We start from the raw sequence: 14,905 nt of genomic DNA, 5'->3' as shown, positions 1-14,905 counted from the left end.
CCCAAGCGCCCCGAACTCGACCGGATCGTCGCCGACGCCTGGGAGTTCACCCTCGCCCACCGCGCCTGACCAGCACCCCACCCCGACCCGACCCCCACCGTCGAAGACCCTGTGTACAGGAACTTCACCAAACCCCCACGCCGTGCGGGCAGGCGCCCGTAGGCTGAGTGAGGGACCGGTGGGGGTCGGCCCACGAGCAGGGGGGCAAGGACGAATGGGGCGTACACGCGTCCTGGTGGTCGACGGCCACCGGATCTTCGCCGAGGCGCTCGCCACGGCGCTGGCCGCCGAACCCGACGTGGACGTCGGGGCGGCGGGCAGCGCGGCGGCGGCCGAACGGGCACTGGAGCGCGCGGCGGGCGAGCACCGCCCGTACGACGTGGTGCTGGTCGACGTCGACCTGGGCGTCGTGCCGGTGCCGCCGCCCCGCGGCCCGGCCGCCGTGCCGGTGCCCCGGCGGGCCCCGCAGCCCCCCGGCGGGCAGCCGCCGCTGACCGACGGGATCGCCCTGGTGGCCCGGATCCGGCGGGCCCACCCGCAGGTGCGGGCCGTCCTGCTGGCCGCCGCGGACGACCCGCAGCGGGCCGCCCGCGCCCTGCAGGCCGGGGCCAACGGCTGGGTGGCGCGCGAGAGTTCGCTCGGCGCGCTGATGGCGGTGGTGCGCGGCGTCCGGCGCGACGAGACGCACCTGCCGCCCGCGCTGCTCACCGGTGTGGTCCGCGAACTGACCTCGGCCCGCCGGGACCGCTCGGAGAGCGAGCGGCTGGTGGCCGCGCTCACCCCCCGCGAGGAGGAGGTGCTGCGCTGCATGGTGGCCGGTCTCGGCCGGCAGGCCGTCGCGGAGCGGCTGTTCCTCTCCCCGCACACCGTCCGCACCCACATGCAGAACGTCCTGGGCAAGCTGGGGGTGCACTCCACGCTGGCGGCGGTCGCGGTCGCCCGCCGGGCCGGGGTCGCCCCCCTGGAACCGCCCGGGCCGCCCGCCGCGCCCGCCCCGGCCACCGCCCCCGTCCCTCCGCCGACCGTCGCCTCTGCCGCAGGCCCCGGCCCGGGCTGAACGAGCCCGCGCCCTTCCGCACGTTCCACTCCGTGAGTCAGGTAGACCGGAGGTCAGATGTCGCCGCACCCCACTGCCGCACGCCCGTACCGGGCCCGCATCCCGCTGCCCGCCCAGCGGGCCGGTTCGCCCGGCCTGCGCACCCTGGTCGTCGGGGGCGGCGCCGCCGGGACCGCGCTGGTCCGCGACCTGGACCGGACCCCGGACTTCGGCCTCCATCCGGTCGGCGTCCTGGACGACGATCCGGCCAAGGCCGGGCTGGACGTCTCCGGCAGCCCCGTCCTCGGCCCGCTCGCCGACCTCACCGACCTGGCCCTCACCCACGCCGCCCAGGTGGTGGTCCTCGCCATCCCCGGCCTCCCGCACCAGCGGGTGCGCGAGCTCGCCACCGCCGCGGCCGCGGCCGGTGCGTCCGTCCGTTACCTGCCGTCCTTCCTGTCCGCGCTGCGCCGCGAGGTGGTCGGCTCCGACATGCGCACCCTGGACGTCAACCGGCTGATCGGCCGGCACGAGGTCCACGTGGTCTCCCCGGACGTCCGCACCGTCATCGAGGGCCGCCGGGTCCTGGTCACCGGCGCCGGTGGTTCGATCGGCAGCGAACTGTGCCGGCAGGTCCAGGCGTTCGGGCCCGCCGCGCTCTACATGCTCGACCACGACGAGTCCAACCTGCACCGGCTGCAGCTCGACATCTGGGGCGAGGCGCTGCTCACCGACGAGTCCCTGGTGATCGCCGACATCCGGGACCGCCCCCGGATCCAGCAGATCTTCCGCGACCTGCGCCCCGACGTGGTCTTCCACGCCGCCGCGCACAAGCACCTCCCGCTGCTGGAGCGCCACCCCAGCGAGGCGGTGAAGTCCAACGTGCTGGGCACCGACCACCTGGTCGAGGCGGCGCTGGCCACCGGCGTCGAACGCTTCGTGCTGATCTCCACCGACAAGGCCGCCGACCCGACCTCGGTGCTGGGCGCGAGCAAGCGGCTGGCCGAGCTGATCGTCCAGGCCAACGCCCGCGACGCCCGCAACCTGGGCACCGGCGTCTTCACCGCCGTCCGCTTCGGCAACGTCCTCGGCTCGCGCGGCTCGCTGCTGTCGGTGCTGGAGGAGCAGTTGCGCAGCGGCGGCCCGGTGACGGTCACCCACCCCGACGTCACCCGCTTCTTCATGACCATCGAGGAGGCCGTCGGCCTGGTCCTGGAGGCCGGACGGATGGCCGAGGGCGGCGAGGTGTTCGTCCTCGACATGGGCGAGCCGGTCCGGATCGTCGACCTGGTCCACAACTTCGCCGAACAGGTGCAGCTGGGCGCGGACGAGGTGGAGATCCGCTACACCGGCCTGCGGGCCGGGGAGAAGCTCAACGAGGCGCTGTTCTCCGACAGCGAGGAGCGCCTCCCCACCGCCCACCCCCGGATCTTCGCCACCGTCGCCGACCACGCCACCGTCCCCGAGGACCTGGCCGGCGGCCTCACCGGCCTCTACGGCGCGGCCACCGTCAACTCCGACCCCGAGGTCCGCGACCGCCTGGCGGCGCTGCTCCCCGGCTACCAGACCGCCCACGCCAGGACCCCGGCCCTCGCGACCCCGTACCCGGACGGTTTCTAGGGGAGTCCCGTCAGGGGCTCGGGAGGAACGGCGGGATGCGTATTCAGGGGCTCGGGGAACGGCGAGTCCGAGCTGCTGCTGGCCGGAGCCCACCGGAGGTCCGTGCTGCTTCGGGCCGCGGTGACAGAACCCGAAGCCGACGCGCGCTCCGGCAGTGCACCGTGAGCAGACCCGTGCCCGCCGTTCCCCGGGCCCCTGATGGGGCCCTCGTGACGGGGCCCTCGTGCGGGGCCTCTCAGCTGCTGCGGTCGAAGGGGGCCACCAGGTTGCGGAGCAGGGCGGCGAGTTCGGTCTGCTGGGCGGGGGCGAGCTGGGCGAGGATCTCGCGTTCGTGGGCGAGGAGGCCGGCCAGGGCCTGGTCGGCCTTGTCGCGGCCGGCGTCGGTGAGGCGGACCAGGACGCCGCGGCGGTCGTCGGGGTCGGGGAGGCGCACGACCAGGCCCTTGGCGGTGAGGCGGTCGATCCGGTTGGTCATGGTGCCGGAGGTGACCAGGGTCTGGGTGAGGAGCTGGCCGGGGGAGAGCTGGTAGGGGGAGCCGGCCCGGCGCAGGGCGGTGAGGACGTCGAACTCCCAGGGTTCGAGGCCGTGCTCGGCGAAGGCGGTGCGGCGGGCGCGGTCGAGGTGGCGGGCGAGCCGACTCACCCGACTGAGGACCTCAAGCGGTTCCACGTCGAGGTCGGGGCGCTCTCGGCGCCATGCTGCGACCAGCCGGTCGACCTCGTCCTCCATGTCGATCAGTGTATCGGGGGGTGTGTCGATGTGAAGTCTCTTGACATCAAGAGATAACAAAGGGAGTCTCGTCGTTACAGAGATATCTTGATGTCGAGATACTTTCGGGAGCCGCACCATGCCCGCCCACTGGGACGCCGACCAGTACCTCCGCTACGCCGACCTGCGGAACCGCCCCTTCGAGGACCTGCTCGCCCGCGTCCCGGAGCTGCCGCCCGCCCCCACCGTGCTCGACCTCGGCTGCGGCCCGGGCAACTCCACCGCCGCGCTGCGCCGCCGCTGGCCGGACGCCCGGCTGCTCGGCCTGGACTCCTCGCCCGAGCTGCTGGCGAAGGCCCGCGGCGCCGACGGCGAACCCACCGCCGTGTACCGGCAGCAGGACGTCACGCAGTACGACCCGGCGCCCGAGCGGCCCGACCTGATCGCCTCCAACGCCGCCCTGCACTGGATGGACACCGACACCGCCGACCACCTGGACCTGTTGCCGCGCTGGGCGGCCGCACTGCGCCCCGGCGGGGTGATCGCCTTCCAGCTGCCCGGCAACTTCGCCGCCCCCAGCCACACCCTGCTCGCCGAACTGCGCCGCGCCCCGCACTGGCGCGAGCGGCTGGGCACCGTCCGCCCGGACGCCTCCTGCCACCAACCGGAGCGCTACGCACGGACGTTGATGGCGGCGGGCTGCACCGCGGACGTCTGGGAGAGCACGTACACGATGGTGCTGCCGGGCCCCGACCCGGTGCTGGAGTGGGTCAAGGGCTCCACCCTGCGCCCGGTGCTGGACCGGCTGCCCGAGGAGCGGGAGCGCGCCGAGTTCCTGGCCGAGTACGGGGCGCTGCTGCGCGCGGCGTACCCGGCCACCGAGCACGGCACGCTGTTCCCGTTCCGCCGGGTCTTCGCGGTGGCGGTCAAGCGGTGAGGCGCTGACGGCGCGTCACTTGGCGCCGGGCAGCGCCGGGTGGCGCCCCAGCACCACCACGCCGACCACGATCGCGGCCAGCCCGGCGCTCTGCCAGGCCAGCGCCCCCGGGGTGAGGCGCAGCCGGTCGCCGAGGAAGCCGACCGCGCAGGCGATCCCGGCCAGCGGCTGGGCCGCGGTGAGGGCGGGCAGCGACATCCGCAGCGGCGCGGCCTCGAACGCGGACTGCACCAGCAGCAGGCCGATCACGCCCAGCCCGACCACGGTGTACGGCGGCCAGGAGACCAGCGCGGCCGCCGCCCCGTCTCGGTCGATCCGGTCGAAGGTGGTGCGGGTGAGCGCGTCCTGCAGGCCGTAGAGCAGCCCGGCGGCCAGCGCCAGCAGGGTGGCCTCCTCGAACAGCGGCAGGCGGCGGGCCACCGTGACCAGCAGCAGGGCCAGGCCGGAGACGATCCCGAAGACCAGCCAGTAGCGCAGCGGTCCGGCCGCCGGGCCGCCGCCCCGAGGCTGTCCGGCGGCGATGAACGCGGTGACGCCGAGGGCGATCAGGGCGACGCCGATCCAGCCGGCGCGGCCCAGCCGGGTGCCGGTGATCCGGCGGGCCAGCAGCATCGCCCAGACCAGGTTGGTGGCCAGCAGCGGTTCGACCAGGGCGACTTCGCCCTGGCTGAGGGCCAGCGCGGAGAGCGCCTGGCCGCCGATCATGAAGGCGATGCCGAGCAGCCAGTCGGGCATCCGCATCAGGTCGAGCAGCAGCCGCCAGCGCAGCAGGTCGCCGCTGGGCGCGCGCTGGGCGGCGTGCTGCTGCAGGACGAATCCGGCGCCCAGGCAGCAGGCGGCGCCGAGGGACAGCAGGAAGACCGCCACGGGTGCTCCTGTCGCGGGGGCGGCCCGGGCCTCGGTGCGGGGCCGGGCCGGTCGGTGTCAGTTCTTGCGCTCGCCGACCAGCTTGGGGTGCCGCTCCAGGCCCTCCAGGCCGTGCCAGGCGAGGTTGACCAGGTGGGCGGCGACCTCCGCCTTGGCGGGCTTGCGGACCTCCAGCCACCACTGGCCGGTCAGCGCCACCATGCCGACCAGCATCTGCGAGTACATCGGCGCCAGCCTGGCGTCGAAGCCCCGGGACTTGAACTCCAGCCCGAGGATGTCCTCGACCTGGGTGGCGATGTCGCCGATCAGCGAGGCGAACGAGCCGGTGGACTGGGCCACCGGCGAGTCCCGGACGAGGATCTTGAAGCCGTCGGTGGAGGTGTCGATGTAGTCCATCAGCGCGAACGCGGCCTGCTCCAGCAGCTCGCGGGAGTGCCCGCCGGTGAGGGCGCCGGTGACCATGTCGAGCAGCAGCTGCATCTCGCGGTCGACCACCACCGCGTACAGGCCCTCCTTGCCGCCGAAGTGCTCGTACACGACGGGCTTGGAGACCCCGGCGCGCTCGGCGATCTCCTCGACCGAGGTGCCGTCGTAGCCGCGTTCGGCGAAGACCGTCCGGCCGATCTCCAGCAGCTGCTCGCGGCGCTGCTTGCCGGTCATCCGCACCCGGCCGCTGCCCTTGCCCCCGCCGCGGCGCGGGGGCTGCCGATGGCCGGCGCTGTCTCCGTTGGTCCCGTTCACCCCTCCATCATGCTGTAGGCGCCGGGTCATGCGGCGCGGCGGGCGGCGATCCGCTCCGCGCCGGGCCAGCGGACGTCGTGCGCCCAGCCCGCCCGCTCGAACCAGCGGATGACCCGGGCGGAGGAGTCGACCTGCCCGCGGAGCACGCCGTGCCGGGCCGAGGTGGGGTCGGCGTGGTGCAGGTTGTGCCAGGACTCGCCGCAGGACAGCACGGCCAGCCACCAGACGTTGCCGGAGCGGTCGCGGGACTTGAAGGGCCGCGAACCCACCGCGTGGCAGATCGAGTTGATCGACCAGGTGACGTGGTGCAGCAGCGCGACCCGGACCAGCGAGCCCCAGAAGAAGGCGCTCAGCGCGCCCTGCCAGCTCCAGGTGGCCAGGCCGCCGACCAGCGGGGGCAGGCCGAGCGAGATCAGCGTCCACAGCCAGAACAGCCGGGAGACGCGCCTTATGGCCGGGTCGCGGACCAGGTCGGGCGCGTAGGTGAGCTGCGGGGTCTGCTCCTCGTCGAACATCCAGCCCATGTGCGCCCACCACAGGCCCTTGAGCAGGGCGGGCAGGCTCTCGCCGTAGCGCCACGGCGAGTGCGGGTCGCCGTCCTTGTCGGAGTAGCGGTGGTGCTTGCGGTGGTCGGCGACCCAGCGCACCAGCGGGCCCTCGACGGCCAGCGAGCCGAGCACCGCCAGGCCCACGCGCAGCGGGCGGTTGGCCTTGAACGCGCCGTGGGTGAAGTAGCGGTGGTAGCCGACGGTGATGCCGTGGCAGGTGAGGAAGTACATGCCGACGGCGAGCCCGGCGTCCAGCCAGGACAGGCCCCGGCCCCAGGCCAGCGGGACGGCGGCGAGCAGGGCCAGGAACGGCACGGCGATGAACAGGGCCAGGGTGGTGCGCTCCAGCGCGCCCTGCTTCTCGCCGCCCCTGGTGGCGGACAGTCCGGTGGCGCTGCGCTCGGCGGTGGTGGGTTCGTCCTCGGCGGCGCGCGGCGGCGCCTGCCCGGTCTGGATGGTCATGGCGCTCCCTTGGGTGAGGGGGAGGAGCTGGTACCTACGTTTCCGTAACTTACGGCATCGTAGGTAACGCCGCCGGGCAAGCGGAAGAGGCCCGCACGGGTGTGTCGCACTGTTCGCCCGCCGGTCGGCGCGCCGTTCGCGCGGCGTCGTTCGTGTGCCTTCGCGGAAGGTGGTGGAGCTACGGGCCGTCAACCCGTAGGCTGTGCTGGGCGCGCGACGCGCCCTTTCCGCCGTGGTGTAATGGCAGCACAGGGCCCTTTGGAGGCCTTTGTCTGGGTTCGAATCCTAGCGGCGGAGCCCTTCGCGGAGCCCCGGCCTGCCGGTTTCGGGCCGCCCCGACCGTTTCGGACGGTTTCCGTTCCTTTTCTCTCGGTATCCTCGGTGCGCCCTCCATCCGCATCGACCGAGGAGTCTCCCCGCGTGAGTGCCAACCAGCCCGCCGCCGTGATCGTGCTCGCCGCCGGGGGCGGCACCCGGATGAAGTCCAGGGCCCTGCCGAAGGTGCTGCACGAGATCTGCGGGCGCTCCCTGGTGGGCCACGCGGTCAGCGCGGCCCAGGAGTTGACGCCCGCTCAGCTGGTCGTGGTGGTCGGCCACCTGCGCGAGCTGGTCCAGGCGCACCTGGCCGAGCACTACCCGGCCGCCCGCCCGGTCGTGCAGAGCGAGCAGAACGGCACCGGCCACGCCGTGCGCACCGCGCTGCGGGCGCTGGCCGCCGACGGCGTGGAGCTGGACGGCACCGTGCTGGTCACCACCGGCGACGCCCCGCTGCTCACCGGCGCCACCCTGGCCGCGCTGGCCGCCGCCCACGCCGAGCAGGGCAACGGCGTCACCGTGCTGACCGCCCGGGTCCCCGACCCGACCGGCTACGGCCGGATCCTGCGCGGCCCGGACGGCGCGGTCGCCGCGATCGTCGAGCACAAGGACGCCACCGCCGAGCAGTTGGCCGTGGACGAGATCAACTCCGGGGTGTTCGCCTTCGACGCCAAGCTGCTGGCGCTGGCCCTGTCGCTGGTCGGCACCGACAACGTGCAGGGTGAGGAGTACCTGACCGACACCCTGGAGATCCTGCGCCGCGAGGGCCACCGGGTCGGCGCGGTGGTGGCCGCCGACCACCGGGAGATCGTCGGCATCAACGACCGGGTGCAGCTGGCCGAGGCCCGCCGGCTGCTCAACGACCGGCTGCTGGAGGACGCGATGCGGGCCGGGGTCACCGTGGTCGACCCGGCCTCCACCTGGTTCGACGTGCAGGTGACCTACGAGCCGGACGCGCTGGTCCACCCGAACACCCAGCTGCGCGGCGCCAGCCACCTCGGCGAGGGCTGCGAGGTCGGCCCGAACACCACGCTGACCGCCACCGCGGTCGGCGCGGGCGCCCGTGTGAGCAACACCACGGCCGAGCGCGCCGAGATCGGCCCGGAGGCCAGCGTCGGCCCGTACGCGTACCTGCGGCCCGGCACGACGCTGGCCCGGGGGGCGAAGGCCGGCACCTACGTCGAGATCAAGAACTCGGAGCTCGGCGAGGGGGCGAAGGTCCCGCACCTGTCGTACATCGGGGACGCGACGATCGGCGAGGGCACCAACGTCGGTGCGGCGTCCGTCACAGTCAACTACGACGGGGTGAACAAGCACCGCACGGTCATCGGGGCCCACTGCCGCACGGGTTCCGACAACATGTTCATCGCCCCGGTGACGGTGGGCGACGGCGCCTACACGGCCGCCGGATCGGTGATCACCAACGACGTCCCGGCCGGTTCGCTGGGCGTCGCGCGGGCCCAGCAGCGCAACATCGCGGGCTGGGTTGAGCGGAAGCGGCCGGGTTCGGCCTCCGCCCGCGCGGCCGCCGAGGCGGGTGGGGCGCAGTAGTCCGGAGGGGGCGGCCGGGGATCTTGAGGAGTGGTCCCCGGCCACCGGTCCGGCAGCGGGGCGCGTAACCTGAAGTACATACGTGCGCCATCGGGCCTGTTCGGCCGTGCCTCGGCGTACTCACCCAGAGTGGCAATACATCGAGGAGACGGTGCAGTGAGCGGGATCACGACCTCCGGTGAGAAGAAGCTCAAACTCTTTTCCGGCCGTGCCCACCCCGAACTTGCCGAGGAGGTCGCCCGCGAGCTGGGCACCGAACTCGTCCCGACCAAGGCCCTGGACTTCGCCAACGGCGAGATCTACGTCCGGTTCCTGGACTCCGCCCGCGGCGCGGACTGCTTCGTGATCCAGAGCCACACGGCTCCGATCAACCAGTGGATCATGGAGCAGCTGATCATGATCGACGCGCTCAAGCGCGCGTCGGCCCGCAGCATCACCGCGATCCTCCCGTTCTACGGCTACGCCCGGCAGGACAAGAAGCACCTCGGTCGCGAGCCCATCTCGGCCCGCCTGATCGCCGACCTGCTGCGCCAGGCCGGGGCCGACCGGCTGATGGCCGTGGACCTGCACACCGCGCAGATCCAGGGCTTCTTCGACGGCCCGGTGGACCACCTGTTCGCGCTGCCGATGCTGGCCGACTACATCGGCGCCCGCGTCCCGGACCGCTCCAAGCTGACCGTCGTCTCCCCGGACGCGGGCCGGGTGAAGGTCGCCGACCAGTGGTGCGACCGCCTCGGCGCCCCGCTGGCGATCATCCACAAGCGCCGCGACATGTCGCAGGCCAACACCATCATGTCCGCCGAGGTGGTCGGTGACGTCAGGGACCGGGTCTGCGTCCTGGTCGACGACATGATCGACACCGCGGGCACCATCTGCGCCGCCGCCGACGCGCTGTTCGACGCCGGGGCCTCCGACGTCCTGGTCGCCGCCACCCACGGCGTGCTCTCCGGGCCCGCCGCGGACCGGCTGAAGAACTCCCGGGTCAGCGAGTTCGTCTTCACCAACACCCTGCCGACCCCGGCCCAGCTCCAGCTGGACAAGATCACCACGCTGTCGATCGCCCCGTCGATCGCCGCCGCGGTGCGCGAGGTGTTCGAGGACGGCTCGGTCACCAGCCTCTTCGAGGGCGTGCACTGACCCCGTCCCACCCCTCGATCGGCCCCCGGCTCCGTCACGGAGCCGGGGGCCGATTTCACGTCCGCGCCACCCCCCGGTTAGTCTTGGGAGACTGCTCGGCGAGGGATGCCCATTCGGTGCTCCGTGATCGACGCGCGAGAACGATGCGCCTTGATCGAACCGCCGAGCGTCCCCCATTACGTACATGAGGGTGTGGCCCGGCGGTTCTGTCGTTCCTGCACCCCTTCGCTTCACGAGGAGTGCAGTCGTGTCCGAGATCCGCCTTGCCGCCGAAGCCCGCACCGAGTTCGGCAAGGGTGCCGCCCGCCGCGCCCGCCGCGCCGGCTTCGTCCCCGGTGTCGTGTACGGCCACGGCCACACCCCGGTGCACCTGAACCTGCCCGGCCACGACCTGATGATGGCCCTCAAGACCCCGAACGCCCTGCTGGTCGTCCCGATCGAGGGCAAGGACGAGTACGTGCTGCCGAAGGCCGTGCAGCGCGAGGCCATCAAGCGCTCCATCGAGCACGTCGACCTGCTGCTGGTCAAGCGCGGCGAGAAGGTCACCGTCGAGATCCCGGTCCACACCGAGGGCGAGCTGGCCCCCGGCGGCAACCTGATCGAGAACGTGCTGAACGCCCTCCCGGTCGAGGCCGAGGCCACCCACCTGCCCGAGTCGGTCACCGTCTCGATCGAGGGCCTGGAGGCCGGCGCCTCCATCACCGCCGGCGACATCACCCTGCCCTCCGGCACGACCCTGGCCGTCGAGGCCGACGCCGTCGTGCTGCAGGTCATCGGCGCCCAGGCCCCCGAGGCCAGTGAGACCGAGGAGGCCGCTGCTGAGGGTGCCGCCGAGGCCGCCGCCGACGAGGCCGTCGAGGCCTGATCGCGCCCCTTCGCTGCCCCGGCCGTCCCGCCCCGCGCGCGGACGGCCGGGGCAGCGGCGTGTCCGGGATGATGTGACGGTACGGAGAACACCCGCGTGAGGAGCGGCATGAGCGAGTACGACGGCCCCTGGCTGGTGGTGGGCCTCGGCAACCCGGGCAAGGAGTACGCCCGCAACCGGCACAACATCGGCTTCATGGTGGTCGAGCTGCTGGCCCAGCGCATCGGCGCCAGGTTCAAGGCCCACAAGAGCCGCGCCCAGGTCGCCGAGGGGCGGCTGGCGGGCAAGCGGGTCGTGCTCGCCGAGCCGATGAGCTTCATGAACCTCTCGGGCGGCCCGGTCACCGCGCTGCGCGACTTCTACAAGGTCCCGACCTCGGCGATCGTCGCCGTCCACGACGAACTCGACCTCGACTACGCGGCGTTGCGGCTGAAGGCCGGCGGCGGGGACAACGGCCACAACGGCCTCAAGTCGATCACCAAGTCGCTCGGCCCCGACTACCACCGGGTCCGCTGCGGCATCGGCCGCCCGCCCGGCCGGATGGAGGTCGCCGACTTCGTGCTCAAGGACTTCTCCTCCACCGAGCGCAAGGACCTGGACTGGTTCGTCGACCGGGCCGCCGACGCCGTCGAGGCGCTGCTCTCGGACGGCCTGGAACGGGCCCAGCAGAACTACAACTCCTGAACCCCCGCCTCCACTTGGCACCTGGTGCCGCGGCGGCACCGGATTCGACCACCCTCCGTACACAACGTTCATGCAACGCTTGCCCGGTGGAAGCTGACCTGGGGTCAGAAACGCCGACGGATCCGATAGCGTCAGGACCGGTACAGCAAGGATTGAAGTGCCGTCTATGGGGGTATGGACCGTGATCCGGTCGAAGCGCGTGGGCAAGGTCGTCGGAGGCACCGTCCTGTGCCTGGCCGCCGGGGGTTGGACCGCCGGGGTCGCCGCGGCCGCCGAAGCCAGCCCCGCCCCGGAGCCCGCCGCGGCCCGGCTCGCCCCGCCCACCGGCTCCGTCGGCTCGGCCGGCGTGTACGCGGTGGGCGGCGGCCTGGTGGTGGTGGCGGGCGGGGCGGCCGCCTGGCTGCGCAAGCGCAGGAAGGCCTGAACGGCCGGTAGGAGCGACGGCGGCGGCCCGCCCCCTCGTCCGAGCGAGGGGGCGGGCCGCCGTGCCGTCGGGGCGGGTCAGCCGGTGTTGCGCAGGCCCGCCGCGATGCCGTTCACGGTGAGCAGCAGCGCGCGGGCGCGCAGCGGGTCCTCCGGGCGGCCGGCCGCGACCTCCTCGCGCTGGCGGCGCAGCAGCGCGACCTGCAGGTAGGAGATCGGGTCGAGGTAGGCGTCGCGCACGGTGAAGGTCTGCTTGAGGACCGGATTGTGCTCCAGCAGCTCCGACTCGCCGGTCAGCCGCAGCACCTCGCGCAGGGTGAGGTCGTGCTCGGCGACGATCTGGTCGAAGATGTGGTGCAGTTCGGCCGGGACGAGCTGCTCGACGTAGTGGCGGGCGATCCGCAGGTCGGTCTTGGCCAGCGTCATGGCGACGTTGGACAGGAAGTTGCGGAAGAAGTGCCAGTTGCCGTGCATCTCGTCGAGCACGTCCGACAGCCCGGCCGCGCGGGCCGCCGCCAGGCCGGAGCCCACGCCGTACCAGCCGGGCACGATCTGCCGGGACTGCGTCCAGCCGAACACCCACGGGATGGCCCGCAGGCCGTCCAGGCCCGCGCCGCTGTCGGGGCGGCGGGACGGGCGGGAGCCCAGGTGCAGCGAGGCCAGCTGGTCGACCGGGGTCGCGGCGAAGAAGTACTTCGGCAGGTCCTCCTGCTCGACCAGGGCGCGGTACGCGGTGTGCGCGGCCTCGGAGACCCGGTCCATCGCGGCGTCCCAGCGGGCCAGCTCCTCGGGGGCCTGGCGGGGCGCGGTGTGCAGCGCGGAGGCGGCCAGCGTGGCGGAGAGGGTCAGCTCCAGGTTCTCCCGGGCCAGCGAGGGCAGCAGGTACTTGTCGCTGATCACCTCGCCCTGCTCGGTGACCTTGATCTCGCCCTCCAGGGTGCCCCACGGCTGGGCCAGGATCGCCTCGTGCGAGGGGCCGCCGCCGCGGCCGACGGTGCCGCCGCGGCCGTGGAAGAGCCGCAGCCGGATGCCGTAGCGGTGCGCGACGTCGCGCAGCCGGCGCTGGGCGCGGTGGATCTCCCACTGCGAGGTGGTGATGCCGCCGAACTTGGAGGAGTCCGAGTAGCCGAGCATGACCTCCTGGACGTCGCCGCGCAGCGACACCAGCAGCCGGTAGGAGGGGTCGGAGAGCATCTCGTCCAGGATCCGGTCGGCCTCCTGGAGCTCGTCGGTGGTCTCCAGCAGCGGCACGATGCCGATCTTGGCGATGCCCGCGTGCAGGTCGATCAGGCCGGCCTCGCGGGCCAGCACCGCGGCCGCGAACACGTCGTCGGCGCCCTGGCACATCGAGATGATGTACGACTCGACGATCTCGTCGCCGAAGCGCTCGAAGCCCTCGCGGATGGTGGTGAACACGCCCAGCGTCTTGGCGCCCGCGGCGTCCAGCGGCGCCGGGGTCGGGGCCAGCGGGCGGCGCGAGCGCATCTCCTTGGACAGCAGGCGCTGGCGGTACTCGCGCGGCATGTCGGTGTAGCGCCACGCCTCCTCGCCGAGCCGGTCGAAGAGCTGGCCCAGCGCGTGGTGGTGCGCCTCGGCGTGCTCGCGCACGTCCATGGTGGCCAGCTGCAGGCCGAACGCCTCGATGGTGCGGATCGCCCGGGCCAGGCGGCCGTCGGCGATCAGGCCGCCGCGGTGGGCGCGCAGCGAGTCCTGGATCAGCCGCAGGTCGGCGATCAGGTCGCGGGTGCCGACGTAGTCGCGGCCCGGGGTGGGCGGCGTCCCGGCGGCCAGCCGGTCGCGGGTGTTCTCCAGCTTGATCCGGATGCAGGTGGCCTTCAGCCGGTACGGCTCCTCGGCGTTCATCCGCTTGTAGCGCGGGCTCAGCTCCGGCAGGTGGGTCAGGTCGGCGTCCAGCGAGGCCAGCAGCTCCTCCGAGGCCCCGGCCAGGCGGACCGAGGTGGAGAGCGAGGCGCGCAGGTCGTCGATCGCCTCCAGGGCGTCCTTGATGCCGTACTCGTGCTGCAGGTTGAGGACGTCCCAGGTGACCCGCGGGGTGACGTTCGGGTTGCCGTCGCGGTCGCCGCCGATCCAGGTGCCGAAGGTCAGCGGGCGCACGCCCTCGGGCAGCGTCAGGCCGACCCGGGCCAGCTCCTCGTGCAGCTCCTCCAGCACCTCCGGGACGGCGTCGCGGTACAGCTCGTCCAGGTAGTAGACGGCGTTGCGGGCCTCGTCGGTGGGCTCCGGGCGGGCGATCCGCAGCTCGTCGGTCTGCCACAGCAGGTCGATCACCTCGGCCAGGCGGCGGTCGGCCTGGCGGCGGGCGGAGGTCTGCCGGGCGCTGTCGACCCGGCCGGTGGCGGCCTGCTCGCGGTGGATGCGCTCCAGCAGCTCGCCGACCCGGCGCAGCTTGTTCAGCACCGAGCGGCGGGCCGCCTCGGTGGGGTGCGCGGTGAAGACCGGGCGGACCGCGAGGTTGGCCAGGGTGTCGGCCAGGTGCTTCGGGTCGGCGTCCTTCAGCTGGTCCATGGTCTGCGACAGCAGCGAGCCCTCGCGGGCCCGGCGGGAGGCGAACTCCCGGCCGCGGTGCACCTGCTCGGTGACGTTGGCCAGGTGGAAGTAGGTCGAGAAGGCGCGCACCAGCTTCGCGGCGGTGTCCAGGTCGATCTCGGCCAGCAGCTGGGCCGTCGCCTCGCCGTCGGTGCGGCTCAGCAGGCGGACCTGCTCGACCAGGCCCAGCAGTTCGGGGCCCTCCTGGCGCACCAGGGTCTCCCCGAGCAGATCGCCGAGCCGGCGGATGTCCGCCCGCAGCGCGGCGTTGTCGTCCGCGTCGGCGATCACGGAGGGGCTGTCCGCCGGAGTGGGGACCGGAGCGGTCACGGCTGTCTCCCTGTGGTGGTGGGGTTCGGCAACGGCTCTGACATCACCGCGGTGCGGGTGACGGGTGCGGACCGCGCTGTCCGACGGGCAACAGCATAGGTGGCACGCGGTGCCAGGACGGAGAGGTGGCCGG

13 protein-coding genes and 1 tRNA gene are annotated in these 14,905 nt (G+C 73.2%); 9 read left to right on the top strand and 5 right to left on the bottom strand.

Annotation, left to right across the window (positions count from 1 at the left end; genetic code table 11):
* Window positions 1-214 precede the first annotated feature (214 nt).
* Complete coding sequence (locus ACFY00_RS21260; protein ID WP_388032940.1) at window positions 215-1,057, top strand: LuxR C-terminal-related transcriptional regulator; 843 nt, start codon at window positions 215-217, stop codon at window positions 1,055-1,057.
* Between the two features lie 57 nt (window positions 1,058-1,114).
* The gene (locus ACFY00_RS21255; protein WP_388032941.1) at window positions 1,115-2,656 is read left to right on the top strand and encodes a polysaccharide biosynthesis protein; all 1,542 of its coding nucleotides are present in this window, start codon (window positions 1,115-1,117) and stop codon (window positions 2,654-2,656) included.
* A 235-nt stretch (window positions 2,657-2,891) separates the two neighbouring features.
* Here the strand turns inward: ACFY00_RS21255 and ACFY00_RS21250 are convergent, their stop codons facing one another.
* Complete coding sequence (locus ACFY00_RS21250) at window positions 2,892-3,386, bottom strand: MarR family winged helix-turn-helix transcriptional regulator (protein ID WP_388032942.1); 495 nt, start codon at window positions 3,384-3,386, stop codon at window positions 2,892-2,894.
* A gap of 118 nt (window positions 3,387-3,504) precedes the next feature.
* On the opposite strand from ACFY00_RS21250, the gene ACFY00_RS21245 reads away from it, so the two are divergent.
* Window positions 3,505-4,302, top strand: coding sequence for a methyltransferase domain-containing protein (locus tag ACFY00_RS21245; RefSeq protein WP_388032943.1), 798 nt, complete (start codon window positions 3,505-3,507; stop codon window positions 4,300-4,302).
* Between the two features lie 15 nt (window positions 4,303-4,317).
* Here the strand turns inward: ACFY00_RS21245 and ACFY00_RS21240 are convergent, their stop codons facing one another.
* The 3 genes from ACFY00_RS21240 to ACFY00_RS21230 are packed head-to-tail and all read right to left on the bottom strand — an operon-like array spanning window position 4,318 to window position 6,920.
* Window positions 4,318-5,169 carry a DMT family transporter gene (locus ACFY00_RS21240; protein ID WP_388032944.1) on the bottom strand — a complete coding sequence of 284 codons (852 nt, stop codon included), beginning with the start codon at window positions 5,167-5,169 and terminating at the stop codon, window positions 4,318-4,320.
* Window positions 5,170-5,226: 57 nt separating this feature from the next.
* Window positions 5,227-5,940: a TetR family transcriptional regulator gene (locus ACFY00_RS21235; protein WP_388032945.1), complete on the bottom strand. Its 714-nt coding sequence runs from the start codon at window positions 5,938-5,940 to the stop codon at window positions 5,227-5,229.
* Entirely contained in the window at window positions 5,937-6,920 is a 984-nt protein-coding gene (locus tag ACFY00_RS21230; protein WP_388032946.1) for an acyl-CoA desaturase, read from the bottom strand. The genes ACFY00_RS21235 and ACFY00_RS21230 overlap by 4 nt, the downstream gene beginning before the upstream one ends.
* A gap of 226 nt (window positions 6,921-7,146) precedes the next feature.
* On the opposite strand from ACFY00_RS21230, the gene ACFY00_RS21225 reads away from it, so the two are divergent.
* The 6 genes from ACFY00_RS21225 (at window position 7,147) to ACFY00_RS21200 (ending at window position 11,896) form a co-directional block, all read left to right on the top strand.
* Window positions 7,147-7,217, top strand: a tRNA-Gln gene (locus ACFY00_RS21225).
* 123 nt (window positions 7,218-7,340) lie between these two features.
* The gene (gene glmU, locus ACFY00_RS21220; protein ID WP_388032947.1) at window positions 7,341-8,786 is read left to right on the top strand and encodes a bifunctional UDP-N-acetylglucosamine diphosphorylase/glucosamine-1-phosphate N-acetyltransferase GlmU; all 1,446 of its coding nucleotides are present in this window, start codon (window positions 7,341-7,343) and stop codon (window positions 8,784-8,786) included.
* Between the two features lie 156 nt (window positions 8,787-8,942).
* Window positions 8,943-9,923 (top strand): ribose-phosphate diphosphokinase, encoded by a 981-nt coding sequence (locus ACFY00_RS21215; protein ID WP_388032948.1) that lies wholly within the window; start codon window positions 8,943-8,945, stop codon window positions 9,921-9,923.
* A gap of 247 nt (window positions 9,924-10,170) precedes the next feature.
* On the top strand, window positions 10,171-10,788 hold the full coding sequence (locus ACFY00_RS21210) for a 50S ribosomal protein L25/general stress protein Ctc (RefSeq protein WP_388032949.1): 618 nt from the start codon (window positions 10,171-10,173) through the stop codon (window positions 10,786-10,788).
* Window positions 10,789-10,896: 108 nt separating this feature from the next.
* Window positions 10,897-11,472, top strand: coding sequence for an aminoacyl-tRNA hydrolase (pth, locus tag ACFY00_RS21205; RefSeq protein WP_388032950.1), 576 nt, complete (start codon window positions 10,897-10,899; stop codon window positions 11,470-11,472).
* 199 nt (window positions 11,473-11,671) lie between these two features.
* Entirely contained in the window at window positions 11,672-11,896 is a 225-nt protein-coding gene (locus tag ACFY00_RS21200; RefSeq protein WP_388032951.1) for a hypothetical protein, read from the top strand.
* 77 nt (window positions 11,897-11,973) lie between these two features.
* Here ACFY00_RS21200 and ppc read toward each other — a convergent pair whose 3' ends face one another.
* On the bottom strand, window positions 11,974-14,772 hold the full coding sequence (gene ppc, locus ACFY00_RS21195; protein ID WP_388032952.1) for a phosphoenolpyruvate carboxylase: 2,799 nt from the start codon (window positions 14,770-14,772) through the stop codon (window positions 11,974-11,976).
* Window positions 14,773-14,905: the final 133 nt, after the last annotated feature.

The sequence above is a fragment of the Kitasatospora sp. NPDC001540 genome, from assembly GCF_042894345.1.
Classification (GTDB): domain Bacteria; phylum Actinomycetota; class Actinomycetes; order Streptomycetales; family Streptomycetaceae; genus Kitasatospora; species Kitasatospora phosalacinea_C.
This window is presented reverse-complemented; position numbering and strand designations above follow the sequence as displayed.

Excerpts from the sequence above, each read along its gene's own strand:
- ACFY00_RS21235 (WP_388032945.1), bottom strand. The coding sequence starts at position 5,940 with ATGACCCGGCGCCTACAGCATGATGGAGGGGTGAACGGGACCAACGGA.
- ACFY00_RS21245 (WP_388032943.1), top strand. The coding sequence starts at position 3,505 with ATGCCCGCCCACTGGGACGCCGACCAGTACCTCCGCTACGCCGACCTG.
- ACFY00_RS21255 (WP_388032941.1), top strand. The coding sequence starts at position 1,115 with ATGTCGCCGCACCCCACTGCCGCACGCCCGTACCGGGCCCGCATCCCG.
- ACFY00_RS21260 (WP_388032940.1), top strand. The coding sequence starts at position 215 with ATGGGGCGTACACGCGTCCTGGTGGTCGACGGCCACCGGATCTTCGCC.
- ACFY00_RS21250 (WP_388032942.1), bottom strand. The coding sequence starts at position 3,386 with ATGGAGGACGAGGTCGACCGGCTGGTCGCAGCATGGCGCCGAGAGCGC.
- ACFY00_RS21230 (WP_388032946.1), bottom strand. The coding sequence starts at position 6,920 with ATGACCATCCAGACCGGGCAGGCGCCGCCGCGCGCCGCCGAGGACGAA.
- pth (WP_388032950.1), top strand. The coding sequence starts at position 10,897 with ATGAGCGAGTACGACGGCCCCTGGCTGGTGGTGGGCCTCGGCAACCCG.